Here is a 23,336-nt window from a genome sequence, read left to right as displayed (position 1 = left end):
GTGCCACAACTTGAAACTTGAAACCTGAAACAAATTTTATTATATGTTAAAACCTTAGAATCTTAGTACCTCAGTACCTCAGTACCTCAGATTAAAATTCTGCACTTCCAGGAGTTCTTGGGAAAGGAATTACGTCTCTAATATTTGTCATTCCAGTTACAAACAATACCAAACGCTCAAATCCTAAACCGAAACCTGCGTGAGTTGCAGAACCGAATCTTCTGGTGTCTAAATACCAGTATAATTCTTCTTTGTCAATTCCTAGTTTTTCCATTTTCTCAACCAGAACGTCGTAACGCTCTTCTCTTTCAGAACCACCAACGATTTCTCCAATTCCAGGGAAAAGGATATCCATTGCACGTACAGTTTCTCTTCCTGGTTCAGTATTGTCATTCAAACGCATGTAAAACGCTTTAATGTTTGCTGGGTAATCGTATAAAATTACTGGACATTTAAAGTGTTTTTCAACCAAGAAACGCTCGTGTTCTGACTGTAAATCAGCTCCCCATTCGTTGATTAAATATTGGAATTTCTTCTTTTTATTTGGAGTTGAATCTCTTAAAATATCAATTGCTTCTGTATAAGAAACGCGTTTGAAGTTGTTTTCTAAAACAAAGTTCAATTTCTCTAACAATGCCATTTCGCTTCTTTCAGCCTGTGGTTTTGATTTTTCTTCTTCTAAAAGTCTTCCTTCTAAGAATTTCAAATCGTCTTTACAGTTGTCTAAAGCATATTTAATTACATACTGAATAAAATCTTCAGCCAAATCCATGTTGTCGTCAAGGTCGTTGAAAGCAACTTCAGGCTCGATCATCCAGAATTCTGCCAAGTGACGAGAAGTGTTTGAGTTTTCTGCTCTAAACGTTGGTCCAAAAGTATAAATCTGTCCCAAAGCCATTGCAAAAGTTTCTCCTTCTAATTGTCCAGAAACCGTTAAGTTGGTATGTTTTCCAAAGAAATCTTTTTTGAAATCAATGTTTCCTTCTTCGTTTTTAGGAAGATTATCCAATGGCAAAGAAGTAACTTGGAACATTTCTCCAGCACCTTCAGCATCAGCTCCAGTGATAATTGGCGTGTTTACATAAACGAAACCTTTATCTTGGAAATATTTGTGAACTGCATAAGACAATACTGAACGCACACGCATAATTGCACCAAAAGCATTTGTACGTACGCGCAAGTGAGCGTTTTCACGTAAAAATTCTAAAGAGTGTTTTTTAGGCTGCATTGGGAATTTCTCAGCATCAGAATCTCCAAGAATTTCAAGTTTGTTCACCTGAATTTCGTATTTCTGACCTGCACCTTTACTTTCAACCAAAGTTCCAATTACAGAAACCGCTGCTCCAGTTGTGATTCTTTTTAAAGTCTCTTCTGGTGTATTTTCAAAATCAACAACACATTGAATATTATTAATTGTAGAACCGTCATTTAAAGCGATGAACTGATTATTTCTAAAAGTTCTCACCCAACCTTTTGCATTCACTTCCTGTAACGTCGTCGTACTGTTTAATAAGTCTCTAACTTTTGTGTGTTTCATTTTTATATATAATTGATATTAAATAATATTCGTTTTGAACAACTGCAAATATAATCGATAATAATTAATTTGGGAAGTTGAATTTTTTATAGGTTTGTTTTATGTCCATTTTTGTCATTTCGACGAAGGAGAAATCTCCGTAAGAAACTCGACAAAGCTAGGAATTACTGTGCGGAGCTACTTGCGGAGATTTCTCCTTCGTCGAAATGACAAGATTGTGGCAAATCTTTGTCGAGCTTCGAGTGCGATTCCTCGTTCCTCGGAATGACAAACTGTGTGTTAATCTTTGTCAAAGGTCAAAACTTTGACAAAGATTAATATTTTTTGAATTCGTGTCAATTAGTGAAATTCGTGGCAAACGAAAACTACTTCTCCAAACTCTCCAATTCCTCTTTCCTTGTTTTCTTCTTCTCGAAAGTCAAAACCAATGAAGGCAATACAACCAAATTAGCAAACATCGCAAAAACCAAAGTACAAGAAATTAATCCTCCTAAAGCAATAGTTCCGCTGAAGCTTGATAATGTAAAAGTCGCAAAACCTAAAATTAAAACCACAGAAGTATAGAAAGTACTTACTCCAGTTTCTCTTAAAGCGCTGAAAACAGATTTCTTCACTTTTCCTTTATTTTGCATCAGATCATGTTTGTATTTCGCCATAAACTGAATGGCATTATCTACCGAGATTCCGAAAGCGATACTGAATACCAAAATCGTTGATGGTTTTAATGGAATTCCGAAATAACCCATTAAACCAGAAGTAATACAAAGCGGTAAAATATTCGTAATCAAAGAAGCTGCTACCATTTTGAACGAACGGAATAAATACAGCATTAAGATTGCAATAGTTAAAATCGCAAACAATAATGACTCGATTAAGTTATGCGCCAAATAAGTTGTTCCTTTCTGGAAAACCAATGCTTTTCCTGTAATCGTAACTTCATAACGGTCTTTCGGGAAAATTTCGTCAATTTTCTTGCGAAGTTTTCCTTCTACTTTTGCCATTTCATCTGTTCCAATATCTTTCATGAAAGTTGTGATTCTGGCATATTGTCCAGTCGAATCAACGTAAGCTTTCATTAAGTTTTCTTTGCTGTTTTTAGTTGCATTTTTAGCATAACCCAAAATAAAAGTCTGTTCCTGAGAAGTTGGCAATTGGTAATATTCAGGGTTTCCGTTGTAGAAAGCCTGTTTTGCATATTTAACCAAGTTTACAACCGAAACAGGTTTTGCCAATTCTGGAATTTCAGAAATGGTATTCTGCAATTCGTCCATTTTACGAATGGTTGACGGTTTCATAACACCTTTTTTCTTTTTGGTGTCAATCATAATTTCAAGCGGCATTACACCGTTGAATTCTTTTTCGTAAAATAAAATATCTTTAAAGAAAGAAGCGCTTTTCGGCATTTCGCCAATCAAACTTCCCGACACTTTCATTTGTCTTACTCCATTCAAACTCACAAAAAATAGAACAGCGTAAATGCAATAAACAATTGTTTTTTTGCCTTTAACTATAGTTGTAACTGTATTTAAAAGTGTCGAAATGTAAGTTTTGTCTAAGTGATATAAGTGCTTTTCTTTTGGCAATGGCATAAAACTGTAGATAATTGGCACGATAAAAAGTGTCAAAGTATAAACAGAAAGTACATTGATAGAAGTTACTAATCCGAACTCAAAAAGAAGTTCGTTTCCTGTAATCATCAAAGTTGCAAAACCAATCGCAGCCGTCAAATTGGTCATCAAAGTCGAAGATCCAATTTTTGAAATCACACGCTGTAATGCTTTTGCCTGATTGTTATGCAGTTTTATTTCCTGCTGATATTTATTAATCAGGAAAATACAGTTTGTAATTCCGATTACGATAATCAGCGGTGGAATAATTGCTGTTAAAATCGTGATTTTATAACCAAATAATCCAAGCGTTCCAAACGACCAAGTTACTCCGACAATTAAAATGCAAATCGAAATAAAAGTAGCTCTAAACGAACGGAAGAAGAAAAAGAAAATCAGAGAAACAGTCAATAAAGATGCTCCAATAAAAAGTCCGATTTCGCCTTTCATATTATCCGCATTGATTGTACGGATGTACGGCATTCCCGAAACTTTAAGATCGATTCCAGTTGTTTTTTCGAATTTATCGATTTTAGGAACCAAATCATTTAAGATAAAAGTCTTTCTTTCAGCCGTATTTACTAAGGCTTTGTTCATGTAAATCGCAGAACGAACACTTCCGCTTTCTTTGTTAAACAACAATCCTTCGTAGAAAGGAAGATTGTGAAACAAATCATATTGTACGCTTTTTAAGTAATTAGCGTCAAGCGCTTTGCTTTCTTCGATAAATGGTGCTAGAACAAACTTCTGATTTACTGTATCTTTTTCAAGCTTCTTTAAATCATTCAAAGAAATTACCAAATCAACTTCTTTGGCTTTTTTCAAACCGTTCATCAATTCGGTCCAAGCAGCATAATTTTTTGGTGTAAAGAATTTAGGATCTTTAAAACCAATAACAATTAAGTTTCCTTCTTCGCCAAATTTGTCTAAGAATTTTTGATAATCTTTATTTGCAATATGATCTTTCGGAAGCAGGTTAGCTTCAGTATAAGTCATAGAAAGATTCTTCCACTGATAACCAAAGAAAAGAGTTAAAGCAGAAAGTATAACCAGAATCGTAATTCGGTTTTTAAGTATAATTCGGGCAAGTTTTTCCCAAAATCCAACTTGGACAGTGTTTTTCATAAAATCTTTAAAAATGGATGCAAATGTAGTGAAAAGTGCTCGAAATCATAAATATTCCGTTCTATTTTACTTAACGTTAACACAAATTTGAAAGTCTCCTTATTTAGATAATTCAATTATATTTTACTATTTAATCGATAGCTTTTCTCATATTTGTATGAATTTAAGCTAAAATGAGTATGTCTATAATTTTAAAGAATAAAAGAGTTATAATTTTTTTGATTGTTGTTTTTGTTGCTTTATTGACTTTACCTTTGTTTTTCTTTATTTTAAATTTTAATTCGAATATTTTATCCAATGATATTTCAGATTGGGCGTCGTTTGGAGATTATTTGGGAGGAACAATAAATACTCTGATTTCACTTTTTAGTTTAATAATTTTAGGCTATTTAACTTATTTAGTAAGTGAACAGAGTAATGCTGAAAATAAAAAAAACAATATTTTGATGAGGCGTATGGATGCATATGACGAATTAACAGCATTCTTTCCTCAAGTCAACCAGTTCTTGTTAGATTTTGCAAAATCAGCAAATACAATATTAGATAAGGTGCAAGTAAAACCACTAGACGATTACTTAATAAGAGAAAAGCAGTTAGAATTGAATAAACAAATTTTATTATTTAAAAACTTTTATTCATTACTATTCTCTTTTAATGTCAGATATGGACATTTATTTGAATATAATTTTAACTCAGAAGATTATATTAAAATAGTTCAAGATGCTAATATACTTAAAGTGTTTTTTGAAGAAACAATCGATTTTCTACATGGAAATATGGAAACGCCAAATATGATTGAAGATAATTTAATGCGTAACTTCTTTGATGATTTAGTTAGGTTCATAAATCAATTACGAAAAGAATTAAATTAAAAAAACATGCAGCAAAACAATACAACCACTTTTATTTTTCTGGCAATTCTATTGCTTTTAGTTGTCATCATTTGTTTTATGGTGTATCAATTAATGCAAACCAAAAAAGCAAAAGAAGATGCAGAAAAAAGTTTTTATGCCTTAGAATCAAAAGTCAATGATTTGCAATTAGAAAATCTAGAATCAAAACTGAATCCGCATTTGTTTAAGAATATTCTAAACTCGATTCAGTCGCATGCGTATCAGACGTATTTTGCTCTAGATAAACTGGCAAATGTTTTGGATTACATTCTTTACGAAAGCAAAAAGAAATTTGTAACGGCTAAAGAAGAAATTGATTTTGCGATGAATTTAATCGAAATCAATAAAATTAAAATCAGTCCGCTTTTTGAACTAAAAGTTAAAACCAATATCAATCAGGAAGACAAATTGTATGATCAGCCTCTGCTGGCGCCTTTAATTTCGATTGATTTAATTGAAAATGCTTTTAAACATGCTGACTTACAAAGTGCAGATGCTTTTATTTCGGTAGTTTTTGAATTTAAAAACAATGCTTTTTTTATGACGGTTTCCAATAAAATCTCAGATAAAAAAGTATTGAAAAAAGAACGAAGCGGTTTTGGCCATGCGACTTTAGAACATCGACTGCGAATTATTTACAAGAATAATTTTAAACTTGACAAGTTTATAGAAAATGACGTTTATATTGCTCATCTAAAAATAGATTTACTTGAATACAAAACTGAAATGCTTGCTTCTGGACGATGAAATTCCAGGATTGACTTACCTTAAAATGCTTTGCGAGCAAATTCCAGAATTGGAAATCGTGAAAACATTTAATAATCCTGAAAAACTTTTGTCTGATATTCCCGAACTGGATTTTGATCTCTTAATTTCTGATATCGAAATGCCAGGAATTGATGGTTTGCATTTAGCCGAAATGTTGGATAGCAAATTGGTTATTTTCTGTACGGCCTATAAAGAATATGCGGCAGAAGCTTTTAATATTGATGCAGTTGATTATATCACAAAACCTGTGAAATTAGAACGTCTCCAAAAAGCAGTTTCTAAAGCTTTTGAACGTTTCGATAAATCTGATAATTCAAAAAAATTCATTCAGCTTAATACTGATAAAGGAAAAACGCTGCTGTATTTTAATAAAATCCAATATATCACAACAGCATCAAGTGACAGTCGTGATAAAACGGTTTTGCTTGTAGACGGAAGTTTTCTGAATTTGAAAAATGTAAAATTCGATACGCTTTTAAACGAATTGCCAGATGCCGATTTCTGCCGAATTAACAAAAAAGAAATTGTGGCTGTAAAAGCGATAAAATTCTTTAATCATAATGAAATTGTGCTTCATCATTTGGAAGAAAATAATAAAAATACGGCTCTAATTCTGAGCGAAACCTATCGTTCTGATTTTTTGAAAAAGGTGAAATTATAAGTTATTACAAAGTTTTTCCGACTTGTTACATACATTGAAAATTAGCTGGAAATTTGCTTTTTCACTTAAAACTCAGTTCTGATATTTGCTGCAATAAATTTAAAGAACGAGTTATGAATAACATTAAGAACTCTTTATTCTACGTAACAATTATTGGTGGTTTTACAGCGCTAATATATTGGGTGATTTCGAAAGGCGTTTCATTAGAAGTGGGACGCAATATTGTAAAGAAGAGTGTTGAAAGCAATCATTGGAAAGACTTTCTTCATTCTATGGTTGATAATTTACAACATCCTTTGGCCATTTTATTGGCGCAAATTATTACCATAATTTTAGTCGCACGTTTATTTGGATGGTTTTTTAGAAAAATAGGGCAGCCTTCTGTAATCGGTGAAATGATCGCCGGAATTGTTTTAGGACCATCTTTGGTCGGAATGTATTTTCCAGAGTTTTCAGCAACTTTATTTCCAAAAGAATCTTTAGGCAATTTACAGTTCTTAAGCCAGATTGGTTTAATCCTTTTCATGTTTGTTATCGGGATGGAATTGGATTTGAAAGTTCTTAAAAATAAAGCGCACGATGCTGTTGTTATCAGTCACGCTAGTATTGTAATTCCGTTTGCTTTAGGATTATCATTGGCTTATTTTATTTACGAAATATATGCTCCAATGGGAGTAGAATTTTCTTCTTTCGGATTATTTATGGGTATTGCCATGAGTATCACGGCTTTTCCTGTTCTGGCAAGAATTGTCCAAGAACGAGGCATGCAGAAAACTAGACTTGGAACTATTGCCATTACTTGTGCTGCGGCAGATGATATTACGGCTTGGTGTATTTTGGCAGTTGTTATTGCAATTGTAAAAGCAGGTTCGCTTGCGAGTTCATTGTATGTAATTGGAATGGCGATTTTGTATGTCATTATAATGCTTAAAATCGTTCGTCCGTTCTTAAAAAGAGTGGGTGATTTGAATGCAACACGCGAAAGTTTGAACAAACCTGTTGTTGCGATTTTCTTTATTACACTTTTAATTTCTGCTTATGCATCAGAATTAATCGGAATTCATGCTTTATTTGGAGCTTTTTTGGCTGGAGCAATTATGCCAGAAAACAACAAATTCAGAAATATATTTATTGAAAAAGTTGAAGACGTTTCGATTATTGTTTTGTTGCCATTGTTCTTTGTGTTTACTGGTTTGCGTACACAGATCGGATTATTGAATGATCCTGAATTATGGAAAATTACTGGTTTGATCATTTTGGTCGCGGTAGTTGGTAAATTCTTCGGTAGCGCGTTGACTGCGAAATTCATGGGACAGAACTGGAAAGATAGTTTGTCAATTGGAGCCTTGATGAACACAAGAGGTTTAATGGAATTGGTGGTCTTGAATATTGGTTATGATTTGGGAGTATTATCTACTGAGATTTTTACTATGATGGTAATTATGGCACTGGTGACTACTTTTATGACAGGTCCTGCATTAGATTTTATCGGATTTATTTTTAAAGATAAAGCGACAGCCGTTCCAGAAGAGATTGGAACCAAAAGCAAGTATAAGATTCTGCTTTCATTTGCCACTCCAGAAAGAGGTAAAAAATTGCTTCAAATTGCAAATAGTTTAGTCAAAAAACAAGGAGACAATTCTATTGTGACAGCAATGCATTTGTCTTTAAGTACAGAAGTGCATTCTTTTGATATTAAAGAACACGAACGTAAAATGCTGGTTCCTGTAATTGAGGAATCACAACGTTTGAATCAGAATGTCGTGAGTTTGTTTAAAGTTTCTAATGATATTGATTCGGATATTATTGATACTGCAAATCAAGGCGAATATGATTTACTGCTAATTGGTTTAGGACAGTCTATTTTTGAGGGAACGCTGCTTGGAAAAATTCTTGGTTTTACAACCAGAATTGTAAATCCAGATCGTTTGATTGATAAGTTTACCGGAAAAGAAGGATTGTTTGAAAATTCTCCATTTGATGAAAGAACACGACACATTATTGCTAAAGCTAAAATGCCAGTTGGAATTTTTATTGAAAAAGATCTAGAAGAAGTCAATCAGGTTTTTATACCTGTTTTTAATAAAGAGGATGCTTTTTTAATTGATTATGCTAAAAAACTAATCAATAATAACGGTTCTCAGATTACAGTTTTAGATGCTGGTGGAGAAGTGAAAAATACAAGAGAAATTCAAGAAACCATTCGTTCGATTGAACAGATTGCCCCAAATCACATCATGATTATGAATGACAGAACCTTGAAGAAAGAGTTTTTAGAAAGCCAAGATTTGATGATTATCAGTCTGGAAAGCTGGAAAAAACTGATAGAATCTCAAAGTATTTGGCTAAATAATTCTCCATCAGTTTTGATTCTGAAACCATAAAAATTGAAATTCTAAAATTTTAAAATCCCAAATTCCAATTTTACTTATTGGAGTTTGGGATTTTTTTATTTTGAAAAACGGATTTGTAAAGTAACAAATGTGATTTTGTCATCCTGAGGAACGAAGGATCACACTCGTAACTCGACAAAGATTGGCGATTTTCTTTTTGGAATGACAGCACGGAATTTCTAGTGCGATCCTTCGTTCCTCAGGATGACAAACGAGTTGTGAAATTTAAACTTTTATAGCCCAAGATCAAGAACATAAGAAATCTTAACCGCAATATTATCCTCAAACCTCATTAACTGATTTGGTCCGTATCTATAGAATCCGCCTAAACCAAAACCTTTAAAAATTCTGTTCAATTCTAATCCCGATTCATAATAACCTTTATCCAAAGTTTTGTAAGCTGGGCCAACGTGCTGTTCTGGTTTTTCCATGCTTCCCCAAGCCATTCTTGTAACTAAAACTAGAGATGGTCTTACTTTTTTGAAAAGGGTAAGTCGGTCAAAACCATGTTTAATTTGAAACATTAGATATTGGCTTGAGAAAAACTCGTTAAAAAACATAGTTTCAAAAGAATTTCTACCTGCAAAAGTGATACGCTGAACAACAGTTTCTTTGGTTAAGTTATTCGGCGCTGTATTGTATAAATGCGTAATAGGAACATCTCCCATTGCCAAACCAGCTTGTAAAAGTAAACCTGTTTTCTGGCGATTTAAGTATTGTTTTTCGTATTCAGCTTTAAAATCTATTTTGCTAAAAGTAAAATCATTTTCAAAAACATTCGGCAGAGACTGAGTATACTGAAAAGTAAACCTCGGAAATTTTTTATCGCTTTCGTTTCTTCCAGTTGGAGTCTGCATATAATTACTGAATGGCGCCCAGACAATAGAAAGCATTGCTGTGGTCATAATATAATTAGAATACAGTTTTCCGTTTAGATTAAAAAGATAATCAAATTTTGGTTCGATATAATTTCTTGAAAGCTCTAAAACAGCTTCGGTTTTTGGAATAAATTTGGTTTGAACATTAGCACGCCATCCTACATATTCATAAAAAGTACTAATGTTGATGGGACGCGGATCATAAATTTTAAAAACGCGTTTATCAACGCTAAAAACAGTACTCGCTATCTCTCGAACATCATCAGTATAATAACCATTAAGCCAAGTGTTGGTATGTTTGTCTAATAAAACGCCTCCGCCAACACTGTATTTAAAAACACCATCTTTTGTTCCGTAAGCACCGTAGCCTTCAACGCGGAAATATTTGGACAAACGATCATTTGTAATACCGCCTATACCAAGACGAAAGCCTTCGTAATTGTTATAACTTATGATCTTTTTTAAATCTAAATCAACAGGGCCAATAGGGTAGAAGCCGTTAATGATTTTTCGACCAATTCCTAAGCGTTTTTCAATTCTGTTTCGAACAGAAAGACTGTCTAATAATAAGTATGTTTTTTGGCTTTTTAAGTCGAGATTTTCTTTTCGGTAAGCTTCCCAGAAACTTTCAGGTTTTTTGGCCGCATCGTCTTTAATTTCGATATAAAGCGAAGGGCTTTTTATTGGGGTGTCAGTATTTACGCGAATATCAAAACTATTGCTTTCAGAAAGTAGATAAGTAAAGTCTGAAGCCACTTTTTTTCTTCGTTCGAAATTATCCTTAACATCTCCATCAAATTGAATGGTACCGCCTAAAATACGAATATCATCATCATTTTTTCCTTTTACGATTTTAAAAGTGGTATTGCTCTGAAACCAGATTTTTTCCTTCGGAATATATTCAAATTCATGAATGCCACTAATATCTAAAACGCCTTTTATTCGCATTACCGCTTTCGCGACAGCGTAATTTTCTTTGTCAATATATAAAACTCCTTCTAACCCAGTTGTTCTGTGTTTTGATTTGTTTTTGAAATAAATCATGTAAGCATCACGGCCTCGTATGCTAACAGTATCTAAAAGTTTGTAGTTATAACTTGAAGGAGCATTTTTAGAAATCGGATTTTCGTACTTGGTTTCGAACAATTCATAATTAGAATCATAAATCGAAATAGATTGGAGGTTGAAGGCGAGAACTTCGTAAATAGGCTGTTTGAAACCAGCTATTTTTGTTCCTAAAACCGTTTCCTTCAGTTTGTTGTTTCCGAATTGATATTGAGAGACTTTTTCGGTTTGAAATAAGTGCTGTTTGCTTACAATTTCTTTAAACTTATAATCAGAAGAATCGATGTTGATGATTTTTTTATTTAAATCTTTATAAGCGGCAGAAGTGTCAATGCGACCATCAATCGAATCTGGATTTGCCGTTACAATAAGTTTGTTATAGGTTTTGTATTCAAAATTATTGAGCTTTTTCTGAGGATCGTTTGTTGCTTTACTGGCAATAACTTTTTTGATAATAGTTAAAGCAGGATTTTCATTAGAAACCACAACTTCTTTTAAATCGTCAGTTTGTTGTAAAAGTGAGATTGAATAAAAGGTTTTGCTGTTGATTAAAGCAATAGTTTTTGACTGAAAACCTATATAAGAAACCGTAAGTGATGTTGCAGAGGAACTAATTTTAAAAATAAATTTTCCGTCAACGTCTGTAATCGTGTTATTGTTTTCTGAAGTGGTAATGGTTGCAAACGGAAGGGGTTTGTTGTTTGAATCGGTTACGATTCCGTTTATTTGAATTTGCGCCTGAAGAGTAAGCGTAAAAAACAAAGTCAAAAAACAAAATAGCTTCATACAGAATGATATAGTTTCAAAAACGAAAAGAAATTAATTTTCGTATGCAAAAATAGCAATAAAAAAATCCGTCTGGTACAATAAACCAGACGGATTTTTATTTTATAACCAAATCTTACTTATACTTTCATGATTTCGGCTTCTTTTGCAGCCAATAACTCATCAATTTTTTTAATGTAAGCATTTGTTAAGTTCTGAACTTCTTCTTCTGCCGATTTACAGATATCTTCTGAAGTTCCTTCTTTTTCTAATTTTTTGATATCAGTATTAGCATCTTTACGAGAGTTACGAATACCAATTTTAGCATCTTCAGCTTCAGATTTTGCTTGTTTTGCTAAATCACGACGACGCTCTTCTGTTAATGGCGGTACGCTAATGATTACCATATCTCCATTATTCATTGGGTTAAAACCAATGTTAGCGATTAAGATTGCTTTCTCAATTGCTTGCAGCATATTTTTTTCAAATGGCTGTAATGTAATTGTTCTAGCATCTGGAACACTAATTTTAGATACTTGAGAAAGCGGCGTTGCAGATCCGTAATAATCTACAAAAACACCTCCAAGCATAGCTGGAGAAGCTTTTCCTGCACGAATATTAAGAAATTCTTTCTCTAAGTGTGCAATAGTACCATTCATTGATTCCTCAGTACTTTCTAAAATAAAGTCTATTTCTTCAGTCATTTTGTTTAGATTTTTAGATTCTTAGAAGATTAGATCTTTAGACTTTAAAAATGTTTTCTTCTAATTTACTAACTAATATTATTTGTTTTTTGATTGCTATTGGTTGTCACGAATTTAGAAAATCTAAAATTATAACAATCTAAGCAGTCTATATATTTACTACAGTTCCGATGTTTTCGCCTTCGCAGATTTTCAAAAGGTTTCCGATTTTATTCATATCAAAAACAACGATTGGCAATTTGTTTTCTTGACTTAATGTAAACGCAGTAGTGTCCATTACATTTAATCCTTTTTTAAGAACATCATCAAAAGAAATGAAGTCAAATTTTACAGCCGAAGCATTTTTTTCTGGATCAGAGTCGTAAACACCATCAACGCGAGTTCCTTTTAAGATGACATCAGCATTGATTTCGATACCTCTTAAAACTGCAGCAGTATCAGTTGTAAAATATGGATTTCCAGTTCCTGCACCAAAAATTACGATTCTACCTTTTTCAAGGTGGCGGTCAGCTCTTCTTTTAATGTATGGTTCTGCAATAGATTCCATTTTCAAAGCAGTCTGCAGACGCGTTTTCATTCCTTTATCTTCAAGAGCGCCTTGCAAAGCCATTCCGTTAATAACAGTTGCAAGCATTCCCATATAATCTCCTTGCACTCTGTCCATTCCTGAGCTTGCTCCGGCAACGCCTCTAAAAATATTTCCTCCTCCAATAACAATAGCAATTTCTACTCCTTTGTCGTGAATCTGCTTGATTTCATCTGCATATTCGCCTAATCTTTTCGGATCAATACCGTATTGTAAATCACCCATTAGGGCTTCTCCGCTAAGTTTAAGAAGAATTCTTTTATATTTCATGTGTGTGTTGCGTTAATTTGTGCAAATATAGACATATTCTGATTTTTAAAAATAATGTTGGCAAAATTATTTTGAGAAGCGTCGATTAATTAAATTTTTTAATTTTGTAGGAAAAAATAACAATTATAAGAACTTCGATCGTTTAAAAAATATCAAATGAAATTCTTAAATGAATATAGTAAAATTGAAAACGAAGAATTTATTAATAATCTTAAAGACGAAGATTTAAGTAATTTAATAAATGAACTGTGTGAATATTGGTTTAAGCATGAGAAATCTGGAAATTCAATTTATTCAAATCCAATTTGGTATTCTTTTGAACATAGGATTTGGAGATTAGGAGAAGATTTGAGGCTTCTTTTAAAGAAGAAAAAGGGCTTTAAAAAATCAATGTTAATTCAAGATACAATTATTGATATTCTGAAAAATGATAAATATGGCAAAGGAAGACAAACTTTTGCATTATTGATTGGCGAATTAAAATGTGATTTAATGAAAGACGATATTAAAATGCTTTTAAGTGATAAAGATATTTATGGTCATTTAATTATTTCTTTAAGAAAATTAAAAATTAAAGGTTTTGATGAAAAAATGAAAAGCATTATAAATTCTGAAAAAGGTTGGATAAAGTCAGAAGCAAAAAAGTATTTGGATAAATCAGCTTCTTGGTAAATTAATATTTAAGTAAATGAGTAGTAATCTTGTTTTTTAGGTAAATGAAATTATTGATACTTTAATATAAAATATAATCAATGAAAATAACAGAAGCGATGAATACATATGACATTGCATTATTCACAATTAAAAATAAAGGATTTTATGTGTCATTGGAAATGAATGATGCAAAAGACGAAATACTTTTTTGGGTAGCAAAAAATAATAATGTAACCGTTTCTGCTTTTAACCCTTTATCTCTTCTTGCATTAGTTGAGGTTTTTGAGAAGTATGGTGAGAATTGGAATTCTGTAGAAACAGGAAATATGTATGATGAAATTTTAAATTCGGAGATGTGACAAATGTCATTTTCTCCGTCTTCCTAAATTTTGTATTTTTATTGTATTCTAAAAATGAAACAAAATGAAAAGCATCGTAGCCAAAGCGTTATTCAATAGTCATTCTTATGCTGAATACAGAAAAATTGTTACTGATTTATTGACCGAAGGAAAATCTACAGGAAACGAACAATCTGAAAGTCTTACCAATTATTCTAAATTGAATGAAGCCAGAATGAATAGGCTGGAAAAAACGATAACTATTTCAGACGCTATTGCCGAGAAACTTCAACACTTAGATAATCATTACATCTGGTTGGTGCTTTCTGAAGGCTGGTGCGGAGATGCAGCGCAGATACTTCCAATTTTAAATAAAATGGCTTTGGCTTCTCATAAAAAAATCGATTTGAGAATTGCATTTCGAGATGAAAATGATGATTTGATGAGCCATTATTTAACAAATGGCGGAAGAGCAATTCCAAAAATAATCGTCATTTGTAAAGAAGCAGGAATCGTTCGTGCCGATTGGGGACCAAGACCGAAAGGAGCAACCGAATTAATGGAAAAACATAAAAGAGAAGTCGGTGCTATCGACGAAAAAATAAAAACAGATCTACAGTTATGGTATCTGGCTGATAAAGGAATTTCTGTTCAGGAAGAACTGGTCGAAATTATGGAAAATATAAAGTATAATCGCCTTTAATCGGATTAATGTGTTGATAAACAGATTATTTGTTAATAAAATTATCTTAAAGTCTTTTTGACTTCAATAGAATTTTGTAACTTAGTAAAACTAATCCCACGTCTATTATAGCTTTCAGATTTACTCTTTTTATTGGTGTTTATTTAATAATAATTAAAAGTACACTATTATGAAAAAGTTATTCGAAAGATTTTATGACTTCTTTTCTACATTTTTATTTGGAGGAAAGAATGTGCCTCACTATTAATTTGAGATGAGTATGGAACAAAATTACTTGTTTTAGGAGCTTGGCACATTACTTTCAAATTTGTAATGTGCTTTTTTTTGAACCAAATTTTTAGTTTGCTTCTGATGATGAGTAATAAAAGAAATCCTGAAGAGTTATTCCAAAAGAAATCATACCAATGCTTTTTTCATTATGAAGTGGAAAATCATAATCACAGATTTCTGCAAAAAGAATAAAATCGTCTGAGCCAATTCCGAGTTTTAATTTTTTGTATTCTCCATTTAAATCGCCACGTCCTATTGCAAACCCTTTTCCGTAACCAGCTTGAAGCATAATTCGCGTTTCAGGTCCTACTTTTGGACTTATACCAAGATTTAAAAAGACAGGAACAGCTACAAGTTTGTCATCCCATTTATAGTCAATACCACTGTGAAGACCTAATGTGAGCCATTTTTTATAGTGAACTCCGTACCCAATTTTTGAACCTAATCCATTTGGTACAAGAAAAGCATTTGTAGATGTTGATTCTGTACCGTTATATGAATCGTTTGTGTTAGGGTTTCCGGTTATAGAAACAGCAAAGTCAAATTGTACGTATGTGAATTTGGTTGCCTGACTATATATGAATGAACTAAAAAAGGTTATAAATGCAATAGTCAGTAAAATTCTCTTCATATACGGTTTTATTTTTTCAGGAGTTCTTCTTCAAACAAAGTAATATCAATTGCATTTTTTACATCGTAATCGCCAATTTTAGTTCGGCGTAAAACGGTTAAATGCGAACCAGAATTCATGGCTTTTCCAAAATCATAAGCTAGAGAACGAATATAAGTTCCTTTAGAGCAAACTACTCTAAAATCTACTTCTGGTAATGCAATTCTTGTAATTTCAAATTCGTGAATAGTAGTTTTTCTGCTTTCAATTTCGATTGATTCTCCTGCGCGCGCATGTTCGTACAAACGAACGCCATCTTTTTTTATAGCAGAAAAAATAGGCGGTTTCTGATCGATTTCACCTAAAAATTGTTTTACAGTTTCATGAATCAAAGCTTCATCAATATGTTCTGTTGGAAACGTTTGATCGATTTCGGTTTCTAAATCATAAGATGGAGTAGTAGCTCCAATATAAAATGTACCCGTATATTCTTTTGCCTGACCTTGAAGTTCTGCAATTCTTTTAGTAAATTTTCCTGTGCAGATCAATAAAAGACCAGTAGCTAAAGGATCTAAAGTTCCAGCGTGGCCAATTTTGAACTTTTTCGGAAGTCCGACTTTATTAATTAAAAGGTATTTTAATTTATTGACAGCTTGAAATGAACTCCATTTTAATGGTTTGTCAATCAATAAAACTTGTCCTTCTAAATATTCTTCAGGTGTCATTATATAATGGTAAGCGGATGAATGAAAAAGTGAATCAATAATAAAATGATTCCAGCAATAATTCGGTAATAACCAAAAACTTTAAATCCGTTTTTAGTCAGAAATCCGATGAAAGTTTTTATAGCTAATAATGCTACAGCAAAAGCAACAATATTACCAATAACAAGCATATTAACTTGGTCATGAGATAATTCAAAACCAGCTTTATAATAATCATAGCATTTTTTTGCAGTTGCTCCTAACATTGTTGGAACTGCTAAGAAAAATGAAAATTCTGCAGCAGATGTTCTAGTCAGTTTTTGCGCCATACCTCCAACGATACTTGCACCACTTCTAGAAACACCAGGAATCATAGCAAGACATTGAAATAAACCAATTTTGAAAGCTTTTGCATACGTAATTTCAGTAGAAACTTCTGGATCATTTGGTTTATTAAACCATTCGTCTACTTTCAATAGAATAACACCTCCAATTAAAAGAGAAACAGCAACCGTAACCGGATTTTCTAATAAACCATCAATAAAATCGCTTAATAATAATCCTAAAACAACCGCAGGAATAAAAGCGACTAGAAGTTTAAAATAGAAGTCAAAAGTTTGAAAAAAACGTTTGAAGTATAAAATTACAACCGAAAGTATCGCGCCAAGCTGAATTACAATGGTAAAAAGTTTAGTGAAATCGTCATGAGCGATTCCAAAAAAAGAAGAAGCAATAATCATGTGACCTGTCGAAGAAACAGGCAAAAACTCTGTAATTCCTTCAATAATGGCAAGAACAATAGCTTGTAATGTATTCATTTAGAATTTTAGATTTCAGATTTCAGATTTCAGATTGCCCTTCGACTTCGCTCAGGGTGACAAAAAATCTATAAACCTATATTATTTAGATTTTTTGAAGATAGAATAAATCGTGATTCCAAAACCGATTAGAACAGTTGTTGGTGCTAAACGAATACGTCTAAAGTTAAAAATTTCTTCGTTAAAAACATTTGGATCTTTACTTCCTCCGCCAGACATTAAAATAAACCCTAGCGCAATTACAGCAATACCAATCAATAAAATTTTATAATTGATGCTGTCAAAAAGAAATTCCTGTTTTTGAACTTGTTGTTCTTCTTTATTATTGTTGTTTTTCATTTTTATCTTTTGTTAAACCAGCAAAGCTGAGTTTGTTTATTTGTAGCCTGAGCAAAAGCGAAGGCGTTATAATCTAAAATCTAAAGTCTGCAATCTAAAATCAAAAATTAATAAAGATCGTCAGTTCTTAAATTCAAGAAACGTTGTGTTGCAAAATGTGTACTTACCCAAGTAATTAGAACTCCTAATCCGAAAACGGCAACCAAAACTAATCCAGTTAAAACTTTGTCTTCTAGAATTCCTAAACCAGGGAAATTAGTGTCTACATATAATAAAAGTGCGATTAAAGCAATAATGGCTAAACCAGCACCAAGCATTCCAAGTTTTACGCTACGCATTACAAAAGGCTTACGGATAAAAGCTTTTGTTGCTCCAACCATTTGCATAGTTTTGATAATAAAACGATTTGAATGTATAGATAAACGCAATGAACTATTGATTAATAAAACTGCAATTACTGTCAAGAAACCACTGATGATCAAAATCCACATACTTACTTTTCTGATGTTGTCATTTACAAGATTTACCAATTGTTTGTCGTAAACAATATCTGAAATCATTGCATTTTTGCGAAAGTTACTTTCAATCTTAACGATACTGTCTCTTTCTACATAATCAGCTTTTAAGTGAATGTCGTATGAATTCAATAAAGGATTTTCTCCCAAAAAGGTTAAGAAATCTTCTCCGATAATATCAGTGTGTTCTTTTGCCGCTTTTTCTTTCGATACATAAACAAAAGATTTAGCAAAAGGCGCTCTTTTAAGTTCAGTGTTAAATGCTTTGATAATACTATCATTCGCTTCATTTTTGAAGAAAACTGTCATTGCAATTTTTTCTTTAAAATCGTCAGCCAATTGTTTAGAATTAATAATGAATAAACCCAGTACTCCCAAAAGGAATAATACCAAGAATACACTTAAAACTACCGAAAAATAAGAGGAAATTAACCTGCGTTTTTGAAATTTATCAAAGTTAGAACTCATAGTTTGCTTAAATTATGTGGTAAAAATAATAAAGAATTTCTTTATTTAAAGTTAATAACAAACTTTTATACTTAAAAGTACGATTTAAATCTTGAATAAAAGTTTTTATTTAACCGCAAAGTACGCAAAGCCTTTCGCAAGGTTCGGAAAGTAAAAGTGTAGCCACAGATTAAAGAGATTAAAATGATTTTTTTAAAATCTGTGTAAATCCTTTTAATCTGTGGCAAAAAATTGCGCAAAGCCTTTCGCAAGATTCGCAATTAAAAAGTATAGCCACAGATTAAAAGAATTAGAATGATTTTTTAAATCTGTGTAAATCCTTTAATCTGTGGCAAAAAATTACGCAAAGCCTTTCGCAAGATTCGCAATTAAAAAGTATAGCCACAGATTAAAAGAATTAAAATGATTTTTTAAATCGGTGTAAATCCTTTTAATCTGTGGCAAAAAAAACGCAGAGCTTTGCGTTTTGTGCGTATCGTTTTTTAAACATAGCCCGTGGTTTCAACCACGGGTACACTATCATGGCACGCAGAATATGCAAATACGTCTCCCGTGGTTGAAACCACGGGCTATGTTTGACAAGAAGATATTAAAATTGAGTGAATAAAGATTTTGCGATTTCCCGACTTTGCGAGCAAAAAAACTTAGTGCCTTAGAATCTTAGCATCTCAGAACCTCAGAACCTTTACTTAACCTTATAAACTTCAATACTTTTTAGCCAATAAACATGTCGAGGTCCAGTTCGAACATCATTTTTGCAAACCGCAATCATCTCCCCGTTTTTAATTGGTTTCCCATTTTCTTCAAAAAGGATATAAGCATTTTCTCCTGTCGGATTATTGAAAAGTTCTGCCCAAGAAAAAGTTGCTTTGTAATTATCTGAAGCTCTTTCTACAATATAGAAATTTCGGTCTTTATGATCTTCTTGTTTGATTTTGGCTTTTTCTAAAATGTCTCTCAGTAAAACGCCTTTACAGGTTTTTACTTCTCGTTTTACTTCTCCATTTTTACCTAAAATTTTGAAATTATTAATGGTTGTAACTTTCATTTTCTTCAAAGAATCGACAGTTAATTGCAGCGGAAATTCAACTTCGCCTTTTACTTCGATTTGATGATCTACTAATTTCAAGCTGTCTTCTGGCGAAAGAGCATCATGTTTATGATTTTTAGTTTCGGAAGTTTTTTCAGTTGAATTTTTTTCTTCTTTTTTTGAAGAATTGCACATGGAGCATGAAAATGCAATTAAAAGAACGAGAATGTAATTTTTAGTTTTCATAGAAAGTTGTGTTTTAGAATTTGCTGGTTTCCCAAACTAATGACAAATAATATAATCCGCCAATTGATGGTCCGCCGAGAATTGAAGTATAAGGTTTATTCAGAATATTTGTTCCTCCTAATTTTGCTGAAATGCCTTTTTTGAAAGCGTAATTTACCTGTGCATCCATTGACCAATATGCAGGAACGGTTCCGCTGACTAAGAAAGAAACGTAATCAAAATTGTTTTGATAACGTGCCGTAACACTTGCACCAAGACTTTTCCAGATATTTTGAGCGATTAAAGTTCCGTTTACGTTAAACTCTGGCGTGTTGAAACCGTCTTCCAAGCCATCTTTGTCATCAGTTCTGTCGAGTTTGGTATAAGTTAAATTGGTAAGCGCGCTGAAAGTATTATCAAAACGGTATTTCAAACCTAAGCTTCCTCCGTAATTGTAAATTTTACTTTTAGAATTGGTCCAAAGTCTGTAACGATTTTGAGTGTTTTTAGAATATAAAGCAGTCGGAATCAAGTTTGGATCTGTTGTGTTGGGAATACTTGCTTCAACTTGCGCTATGAAGTTTTTATAAGAGTTATAATAGAAATCGGCATCGATAAAAAGACTTCTGTTTAAAGCAATTCCTCTAAAACCAACTTCAAACGATTTTACAAATTCAGGTTCTAAATACGTGTACGGATTTTTCTGAATCGTATTTTTATTTTTTTCGATGGCCTGTGCTTGAGTCAAGCCATTTGTATTCACATCGGTATTTACTTGCGCTTGAAATTTATCAATTGAAGCTTTGGTGTATGAATTCTCAAAAATTCCGTCAGACATAATTCGCAATCCACCAACACGTTTTACACCGCCTGAATTTACATTAGAAAAACCTTCAAAAATACTCGGAAAACGATAACCGTTTTGATAAGAAGCTCTAAAGTTTAAACTTTCTTTTGGTGAATAAACTGCTGTAAACTGAGGTGTGAATTTTGCATCAAAATAGTCTGCTTTATCCATTCTGACAGTTGCACCCAAACGTAATTTATCTGAAAAAAAATCTTTTGTCACTTGTGTGAAAGCGCCAGTTTTTTTATACGTCAGATTTTCGTCAGCATGAACTGGATTGATGAAATAATTTCCGTCGGGAACAATAATATAATTTCTGTAATCGACACCGCTCAAAAGTTTTGCATCAATTTTTTCGAAGAAAGAAACAAAAGCTTTGTCCCAATTAATCAATCCTTCGCCATGAACCAAAGTCGATTTTACTCGCAAAGCCGCGCCAATATCCCAATTGTTGATATCGATCAATTCTTTTTTCTTTTGTTCGTAGGCTTCTGTTCCAGGCAGAAATCTTCCTGCATCAGATTGTGTTCGGGCAATTCTGTGCGCATCGGCAGCGCTTGCTCCGCCTGCAACAGCATTTTTATAAGCTGTACTATAATCTGCAAACCATTTATCATCCGATTTGTAAGCGCGATCCATATTTTCTGCCAACGAACGCATATTATACGAATCGCCAGTGTTCTCTGTTGTTGCATAAGCTTTTACCTGAAAAATAGGAGTGTGATAGTCCGCAGAAAATTGATTTAAAGTATAATTATCTAAACGAAATCTATTTGAACGCTGATAAATCGTATTGATTAAAGCTGTTTTGTAAGTCACAGAAAGTTCGTGATCTTTTTTTGGACGAAAATACAATCCAAAATCGGCTTTGTAATTTTTAATTTCGTAGTCAGAAATGTCAGTTTCACGATAACCCGTTCTGGCAACAACATAATTTTTGCCATTTAAATTTAATGTTTTTCTATTTGCCGATTCGTTTCCGTAACCGTTAACTTCGTCGTATGCTGGATTATCTGAGCCAAACAAACCTGTCGAAGCATTGGCATTTGGAGCCAAATCGGTTCTGTCATCTGCAACCCAATCTGTTCCACCTGTAGTTGAGGCATTTATTTTGAAAGCTAATTTTTCATTGAAAGCTTTGGCAATTCTTAAATTAAACTGTGAATATACTTTCGGTGAAAATCGATCAATATTTCCGACATGATTCACTCCTGTTAATTGCTGGACAGCGATTCCTTGATATTCAAAAGGATTTTTGGTTTGAATATTTGCCAAACCATTAATGGCATTCATTCCGTACAAAGCGGCGGCTGTTCCTGGAATAATTTCGATTTTGTCAATATCCAAATCATTTGCTCCCAAGGCGTTTGCAATTGGAGCACCCAAATGTGGCGCCTGATTATCGATTCCGTCAACTAATTGCGCAAATCGAACATTGGTAGAATTGGCAAAACCACGTGTATTTATAACTTTAAAACCTAAACTTGGCGTAATAATCTGAACTCCTTTTACATTTTCTAGTGCTTCATAAATACTCGGCGATCCCATTATTTTGGCTTCCGCCGATTTTAATTGCTCGATACTTATGGGAGAATGCATTAATTTTTCGGAACGGCGAGAGGCTGTAATTACAATTTCATTCAGTTCTTCTTTTTTAATGCTGTCTCGTGTTTTTGAATTTTGGACTTGAGAAAAACTTTTAAGACTTATAAAAACAAAGAATAAATACATTTTTTGGTTCATGGTTTTTGGCAGTTAAATTCAGTATGTTTTAAAATGAATACTGAAGATTAAAAAAAATGGTTTTGGTTTTTTAAACACATAGAAACATAGTTTTTTCTTTCATTATAAAAGATTGTAATAAGAAACTAGTTTCTAAACATAGTTCTGCTATGTGTATTAATGCAAGTGAAACGCCTTTTTTGCGATTACAAAATCTATGATTCTATGTGTTTAAATATTTGTTTTTAAAATTTCAAATTCTGAGTTTCTCTCTGAGCGAACTCTTTAATACGCTTTTCAACTTCATAAAAAACAGCAATGGCTTTTTCTCCAGCTTCGGTCAGTTTTGCACCGCCGCCACCTTTTCCTCCAAGAAGTTTTGCAACCAATGGAGATTCGGCACGCTGATTCATTTCTTCAACCAATTGCCAAGCTTGGCGATACGCCATTTTCATTTCTTTTGCAGCATTGGTAATTGATCCCGTTTTTCGAATATTTTCTAAAAGCCAGATTTTTCCAATTCCAAGAAATGCGCCTTCAGTTTCCTCAATCCAAACACGAACTTCCACCGAATATTTTTTGTCCTTATTCATTTTTATTCCTTTATGAATTTTGTAAAAATAATGATTAATTAATAAAAATATTCTTTCCTTCTTTTAAGAAATTAATTGATAACGAATAACTGTCCTAAGTATTTTGAATGCAAACATAAGTATTTTTACTTAATTAAAAATAAGTAATTTGTTATTTTATTTGTTTGTCAATGAAATAGCTTTGTAACAATGCACAATAAATGTAAATTTGCGCGATAATTCATTAAGTGATAAAACCTTTGAACCTT

Annotated in this window: 20 protein-coding genes; 7 read left to right on the top strand and 13 right to left on the bottom strand. The window is 32.7% G+C overall.

Annotated features, from left to right (window positions below; genetic code table 11):
* Positions 1-91: 91 nt before the first annotated feature.
* Together asnS and DMA14_RS13370 are read right to left on the bottom strand one after the other, a co-directional pair.
* Positions 92-1,537 (bottom strand): asparagine--tRNA ligase, encoded by a 1,446-nt coding sequence (asnS, locus tag DMA14_RS13375; RefSeq protein WP_111377431.1) that lies wholly within the window; start codon positions 1,535-1,537, stop codon positions 92-94.
* Between the two features lie 365 nt (positions 1,538-1,902).
* The gene (locus tag DMA14_RS13370; protein WP_111425137.1) at positions 1,903-4,269 is read right to left on the bottom strand and encodes an efflux RND transporter permease subunit; all 2,367 of its coding nucleotides are present in this window, start codon (positions 4,267-4,269) and stop codon (positions 1,903-1,905) included.
* A gap of 179 nt (positions 4,270-4,448) precedes the next feature.
* Between DMA14_RS13370 and DMA14_RS13365 the strand changes: the two genes are divergently transcribed.
* The 4 genes from DMA14_RS13365 to DMA14_RS13350 all read left to right on the top strand — a co-directional run bounded on the left by DMA14_RS13365 (position 4,449) and on the right by DMA14_RS13350 (position 8,975).
* Positions 4,449-5,141, top strand: coding sequence for a hypothetical protein (locus tag DMA14_RS13365; RefSeq protein ID WP_111425136.1), 693 nt, complete (start codon positions 4,449-4,451; stop codon positions 5,139-5,141).
* Positions 5,142-5,147: 6 nt separating this feature from the next.
* On the top strand, positions 5,148-5,909 hold the full coding sequence (locus DMA14_RS13360) for a sensor histidine kinase (RefSeq protein WP_111425135.1): 762 nt from the start codon (positions 5,148-5,150) through the stop codon (positions 5,907-5,909).
* Positions 5,872-6,591: a LytR/AlgR family response regulator transcription factor gene (locus DMA14_RS13355; protein ID WP_111425134.1), complete on the top strand. Its 720-nt coding sequence runs from the start codon at positions 5,872-5,874 to the stop codon at positions 6,589-6,591. Before DMA14_RS13360 ends, DMA14_RS13355 begins: the two co-directional genes overlap by 38 nt.
* 113 nt (positions 6,592-6,704) lie before the next feature.
* A complete protein-coding gene (locus DMA14_RS13350) occupies positions 6,705-8,975 on the top strand; it encodes a cation:proton antiporter (RefSeq protein WP_111425133.1) in 2,271 nt (756 codons plus the stop codon).
* A 242-nt stretch (positions 8,976-9,217) separates the two neighbouring features.
* On the opposite strand, the gene DMA14_RS13345 is transcribed toward DMA14_RS13350, so the two are convergent.
* From DMA14_RS13345 to pyrH, 3 genes are all read right to left on the bottom strand, one after another.
* The gene (locus tag DMA14_RS13345) at positions 9,218-11,713 is read right to left on the bottom strand and encodes a DUF5686 family protein (RefSeq protein ID WP_111425132.1); all 2,496 of its coding nucleotides are present in this window, start codon (positions 11,711-11,713) and stop codon (positions 9,218-9,220) included.
* A gap of 119 nt (positions 11,714-11,832) precedes the next feature.
* Positions 11,833-12,396, bottom strand: coding sequence for a ribosome recycling factor (gene frr / locus DMA14_RS13340; protein WP_111425131.1), 564 nt, complete (start codon positions 12,394-12,396; stop codon positions 11,833-11,835).
* Between the two features lie 148 nt (positions 12,397-12,544).
* On the bottom strand, positions 12,545-13,252 hold the full coding sequence (pyrH, locus tag DMA14_RS13335; RefSeq protein ID WP_111425130.1) for a UMP kinase: 708 nt from the start codon (positions 13,250-13,252) through the stop codon (positions 12,545-12,547).
* Positions 13,253-13,408: 156 nt separating this feature from the next.
* On the opposite strand from pyrH, the gene DMA14_RS13330 reads away from it, so the two are divergent.
* The 3 genes from DMA14_RS13330 (at position 13,409) to DMA14_RS13320 (ending at position 14,947) form a co-directional block, all read left to right on the top strand.
* A complete protein-coding gene (locus DMA14_RS13330) occupies positions 13,409-13,924 on the top strand; it encodes a hypothetical protein (RefSeq protein ID WP_111425129.1) in 516 nt (171 codons plus the stop codon).
* Positions 13,925-14,004: 80 nt separating this feature from the next.
* Positions 14,005-14,265, top strand: a complete 261-nt coding sequence (locus DMA14_RS13325; protein WP_111425128.1) for a hypothetical protein — start codon at positions 14,005-14,007, stop codon at positions 14,263-14,265.
* Between the two features lie 64 nt (positions 14,266-14,329).
* Positions 14,330-14,947, top strand: a complete 618-nt coding sequence (locus DMA14_RS13320) for a thioredoxin family protein (RefSeq protein ID WP_111425127.1) — start codon at positions 14,330-14,332, stop codon at positions 14,945-14,947.
* Between the two features lie 337 nt (positions 14,948-15,284).
* On the opposite strand, the gene DMA14_RS13315 is transcribed toward DMA14_RS13320, so the two are convergent.
* The 8 genes from DMA14_RS13315 to DMA14_RS13280 form a co-directional block, all read right to left on the bottom strand.
* Positions 15,285-15,848, bottom strand: coding sequence for a hypothetical protein (locus DMA14_RS13315; RefSeq protein WP_111425126.1), 564 nt, complete (start codon positions 15,846-15,848; stop codon positions 15,285-15,287).
* An 8-nt stretch (positions 15,849-15,856) separates the two neighbouring features.
* Positions 15,857-16,552 (bottom strand): tRNA pseudouridine(55) synthase TruB, encoded by a 696-nt coding sequence (gene truB, locus DMA14_RS13310; protein ID WP_111425125.1) that lies wholly within the window; start codon positions 16,550-16,552, stop codon positions 15,857-15,859.
* On the bottom strand, positions 16,552-17,349 hold the full coding sequence (locus DMA14_RS13305; protein WP_111425124.1) for an undecaprenyl-diphosphate phosphatase: 798 nt from the start codon (positions 17,347-17,349) through the stop codon (positions 16,552-16,554). The genes truB and DMA14_RS13305 overlap by 1 nt, the downstream gene beginning before the upstream one ends.
* 81 nt (positions 17,350-17,430) lie before the next feature.
* Positions 17,431-17,688, bottom strand: coding sequence for a DUF3098 domain-containing protein (locus tag DMA14_RS13300; RefSeq protein WP_111376481.1), 258 nt, complete (start codon positions 17,686-17,688; stop codon positions 17,431-17,433).
* A 107-nt stretch (positions 17,689-17,795) separates the two neighbouring features.
* A complete protein-coding gene (locus DMA14_RS13295; protein ID WP_111425123.1) occupies positions 17,796-18,671 on the bottom strand; it encodes a cell division protein FtsX in 876 nt (291 codons plus the stop codon).
* A gap of 685 nt (positions 18,672-19,356) precedes the next feature.
* Positions 19,357-19,947: a molybdopterin-dependent oxidoreductase gene (locus tag DMA14_RS13290; protein ID WP_111425122.1), complete on the bottom strand. Its 591-nt coding sequence runs from the start codon at positions 19,945-19,947 to the stop codon at positions 19,357-19,359.
* 13 nt (positions 19,948-19,960) lie between these two features.
* Positions 19,961-22,516: a TonB-dependent receptor gene (locus DMA14_RS13285; RefSeq protein WP_111425121.1), complete on the bottom strand. Its 2,556-nt coding sequence runs from the start codon at positions 22,514-22,516 to the stop codon at positions 19,961-19,963.
* Positions 22,517-22,740: 224 nt separating this feature from the next.
* Positions 22,741-23,088, bottom strand: coding sequence for a winged helix-turn-helix domain-containing protein (locus DMA14_RS13280; RefSeq protein ID WP_111425120.1), 348 nt, complete (start codon positions 23,086-23,088; stop codon positions 22,741-22,743).
* Positions 23,089-23,336 lie beyond the last annotated feature (248 nt).

The sequence above is a fragment of the Flavobacterium sharifuzzamanii genome, from assembly GCF_003254585.1.
Classification (GTDB): domain Bacteria; phylum Bacteroidota; class Bacteroidia; order Flavobacteriales; family Flavobacteriaceae; genus Flavobacterium; species Flavobacterium sharifuzzamanii.
This window is presented reverse-complemented; position numbering and strand designations above follow the sequence as displayed.

Coding starts and splice junctions, on each gene's coding strand:
- frr (WP_111425131.1), bottom strand. CDS start 12,396: ATGACTGAAGAAATAGACTTTATTTTAGAAAGTACTGAGGAATCAATG.
- DMA14_RS13315 (WP_111425126.1), bottom strand. CDS start 15,848: ATGAAGAGAATTTTACTGACTATTGCATTTATAACCTTTTTTAGTTCA.
- asnS (WP_111377431.1), bottom strand. CDS start 1,537: ATGAAACACACAAAAGTTAGAGACTTATTAAACAGTACGACGACGTTA.
- DMA14_RS13320 (WP_111425127.1), top strand. CDS start 14,330: ATGAAAAGCATCGTAGCCAAAGCGTTATTCAATAGTCATTCTTATGCT.
- DMA14_RS13360 (WP_111425135.1), top strand. CDS start 5,148: ATGCAGCAAAACAATACAACCACTTTTATTTTTCTGGCAATTCTATTG.
- pyrH (WP_111425130.1), bottom strand. CDS start 13,252: ATGAAATATAAAAGAATTCTTCTTAAACTTAGCGGAGAAGCCCTAATG.
- DMA14_RS13365 (WP_111425136.1), top strand. CDS start 4,449: ATGTCTATAATTTTAAAGAATAAAAGAGTTATAATTTTTTTGATTGTT.
- DMA14_RS13330 (WP_111425129.1), top strand. CDS start 13,409: ATGAAATTCTTAAATGAATATAGTAAAATTGAAAACGAAGAATTTATT.
- DMA14_RS13290 (WP_111425122.1), bottom strand. CDS start 19,947: ATGAAAACTAAAAATTACATTCTCGTTCTTTTAATTGCATTTTCATGC.
- DMA14_RS13325 (WP_111425128.1), top strand. CDS start 14,005: ATGAAAATAACAGAAGCGATGAATACATATGACATTGCATTATTCACA.
- DMA14_RS13285 (WP_111425121.1), bottom strand. CDS start 22,516: ATGAACCAAAAAATGTATTTATTCTTTGTTTTTATAAGTCTTAAAAGT.
- DMA14_RS13300 (WP_111376481.1), bottom strand. CDS start 17,688: ATGAAAAACAACAATAATAAAGAAGAACAACAAGTTCAAAAACAGGAA.
- DMA14_RS13280 (WP_111425120.1), bottom strand. CDS start 23,088: ATGAATAAGGACAAAAAATATTCGGTGGAAGTTCGTGTTTGGATTGAG.
- DMA14_RS13295 (WP_111425123.1), bottom strand. CDS start 18,671: ATGAGTTCTAACTTTGATAAATTTCAAAAACGCAGGTTAATTTCCTCT.
- DMA14_RS13345 (WP_111425132.1), bottom strand. CDS start 11,713: ATGAAGCTATTTTGTTTTTTGACTTTGTTTTTTACGCTTACTCTTCAG.
- DMA14_RS13305 (WP_111425124.1), bottom strand. CDS start 17,349: ATGAATACATTACAAGCTATTGTTCTTGCCATTATTGAAGGAATTACA.
- DMA14_RS13350 (WP_111425133.1), top strand. CDS start 6,705: ATGAATAACATTAAGAACTCTTTATTCTACGTAACAATTATTGGTGGT.
- truB (WP_111425125.1), bottom strand. CDS start 16,552: ATGACACCTGAAGAATATTTAGAAGGACAAGTTTTATTGATTGACAAA.
- DMA14_RS13370 (WP_111425137.1), bottom strand. CDS start 4,269: ATGAAAAACACTGTCCAAGTTGGATTTTGGGAAAAACTTGCCCGAATT.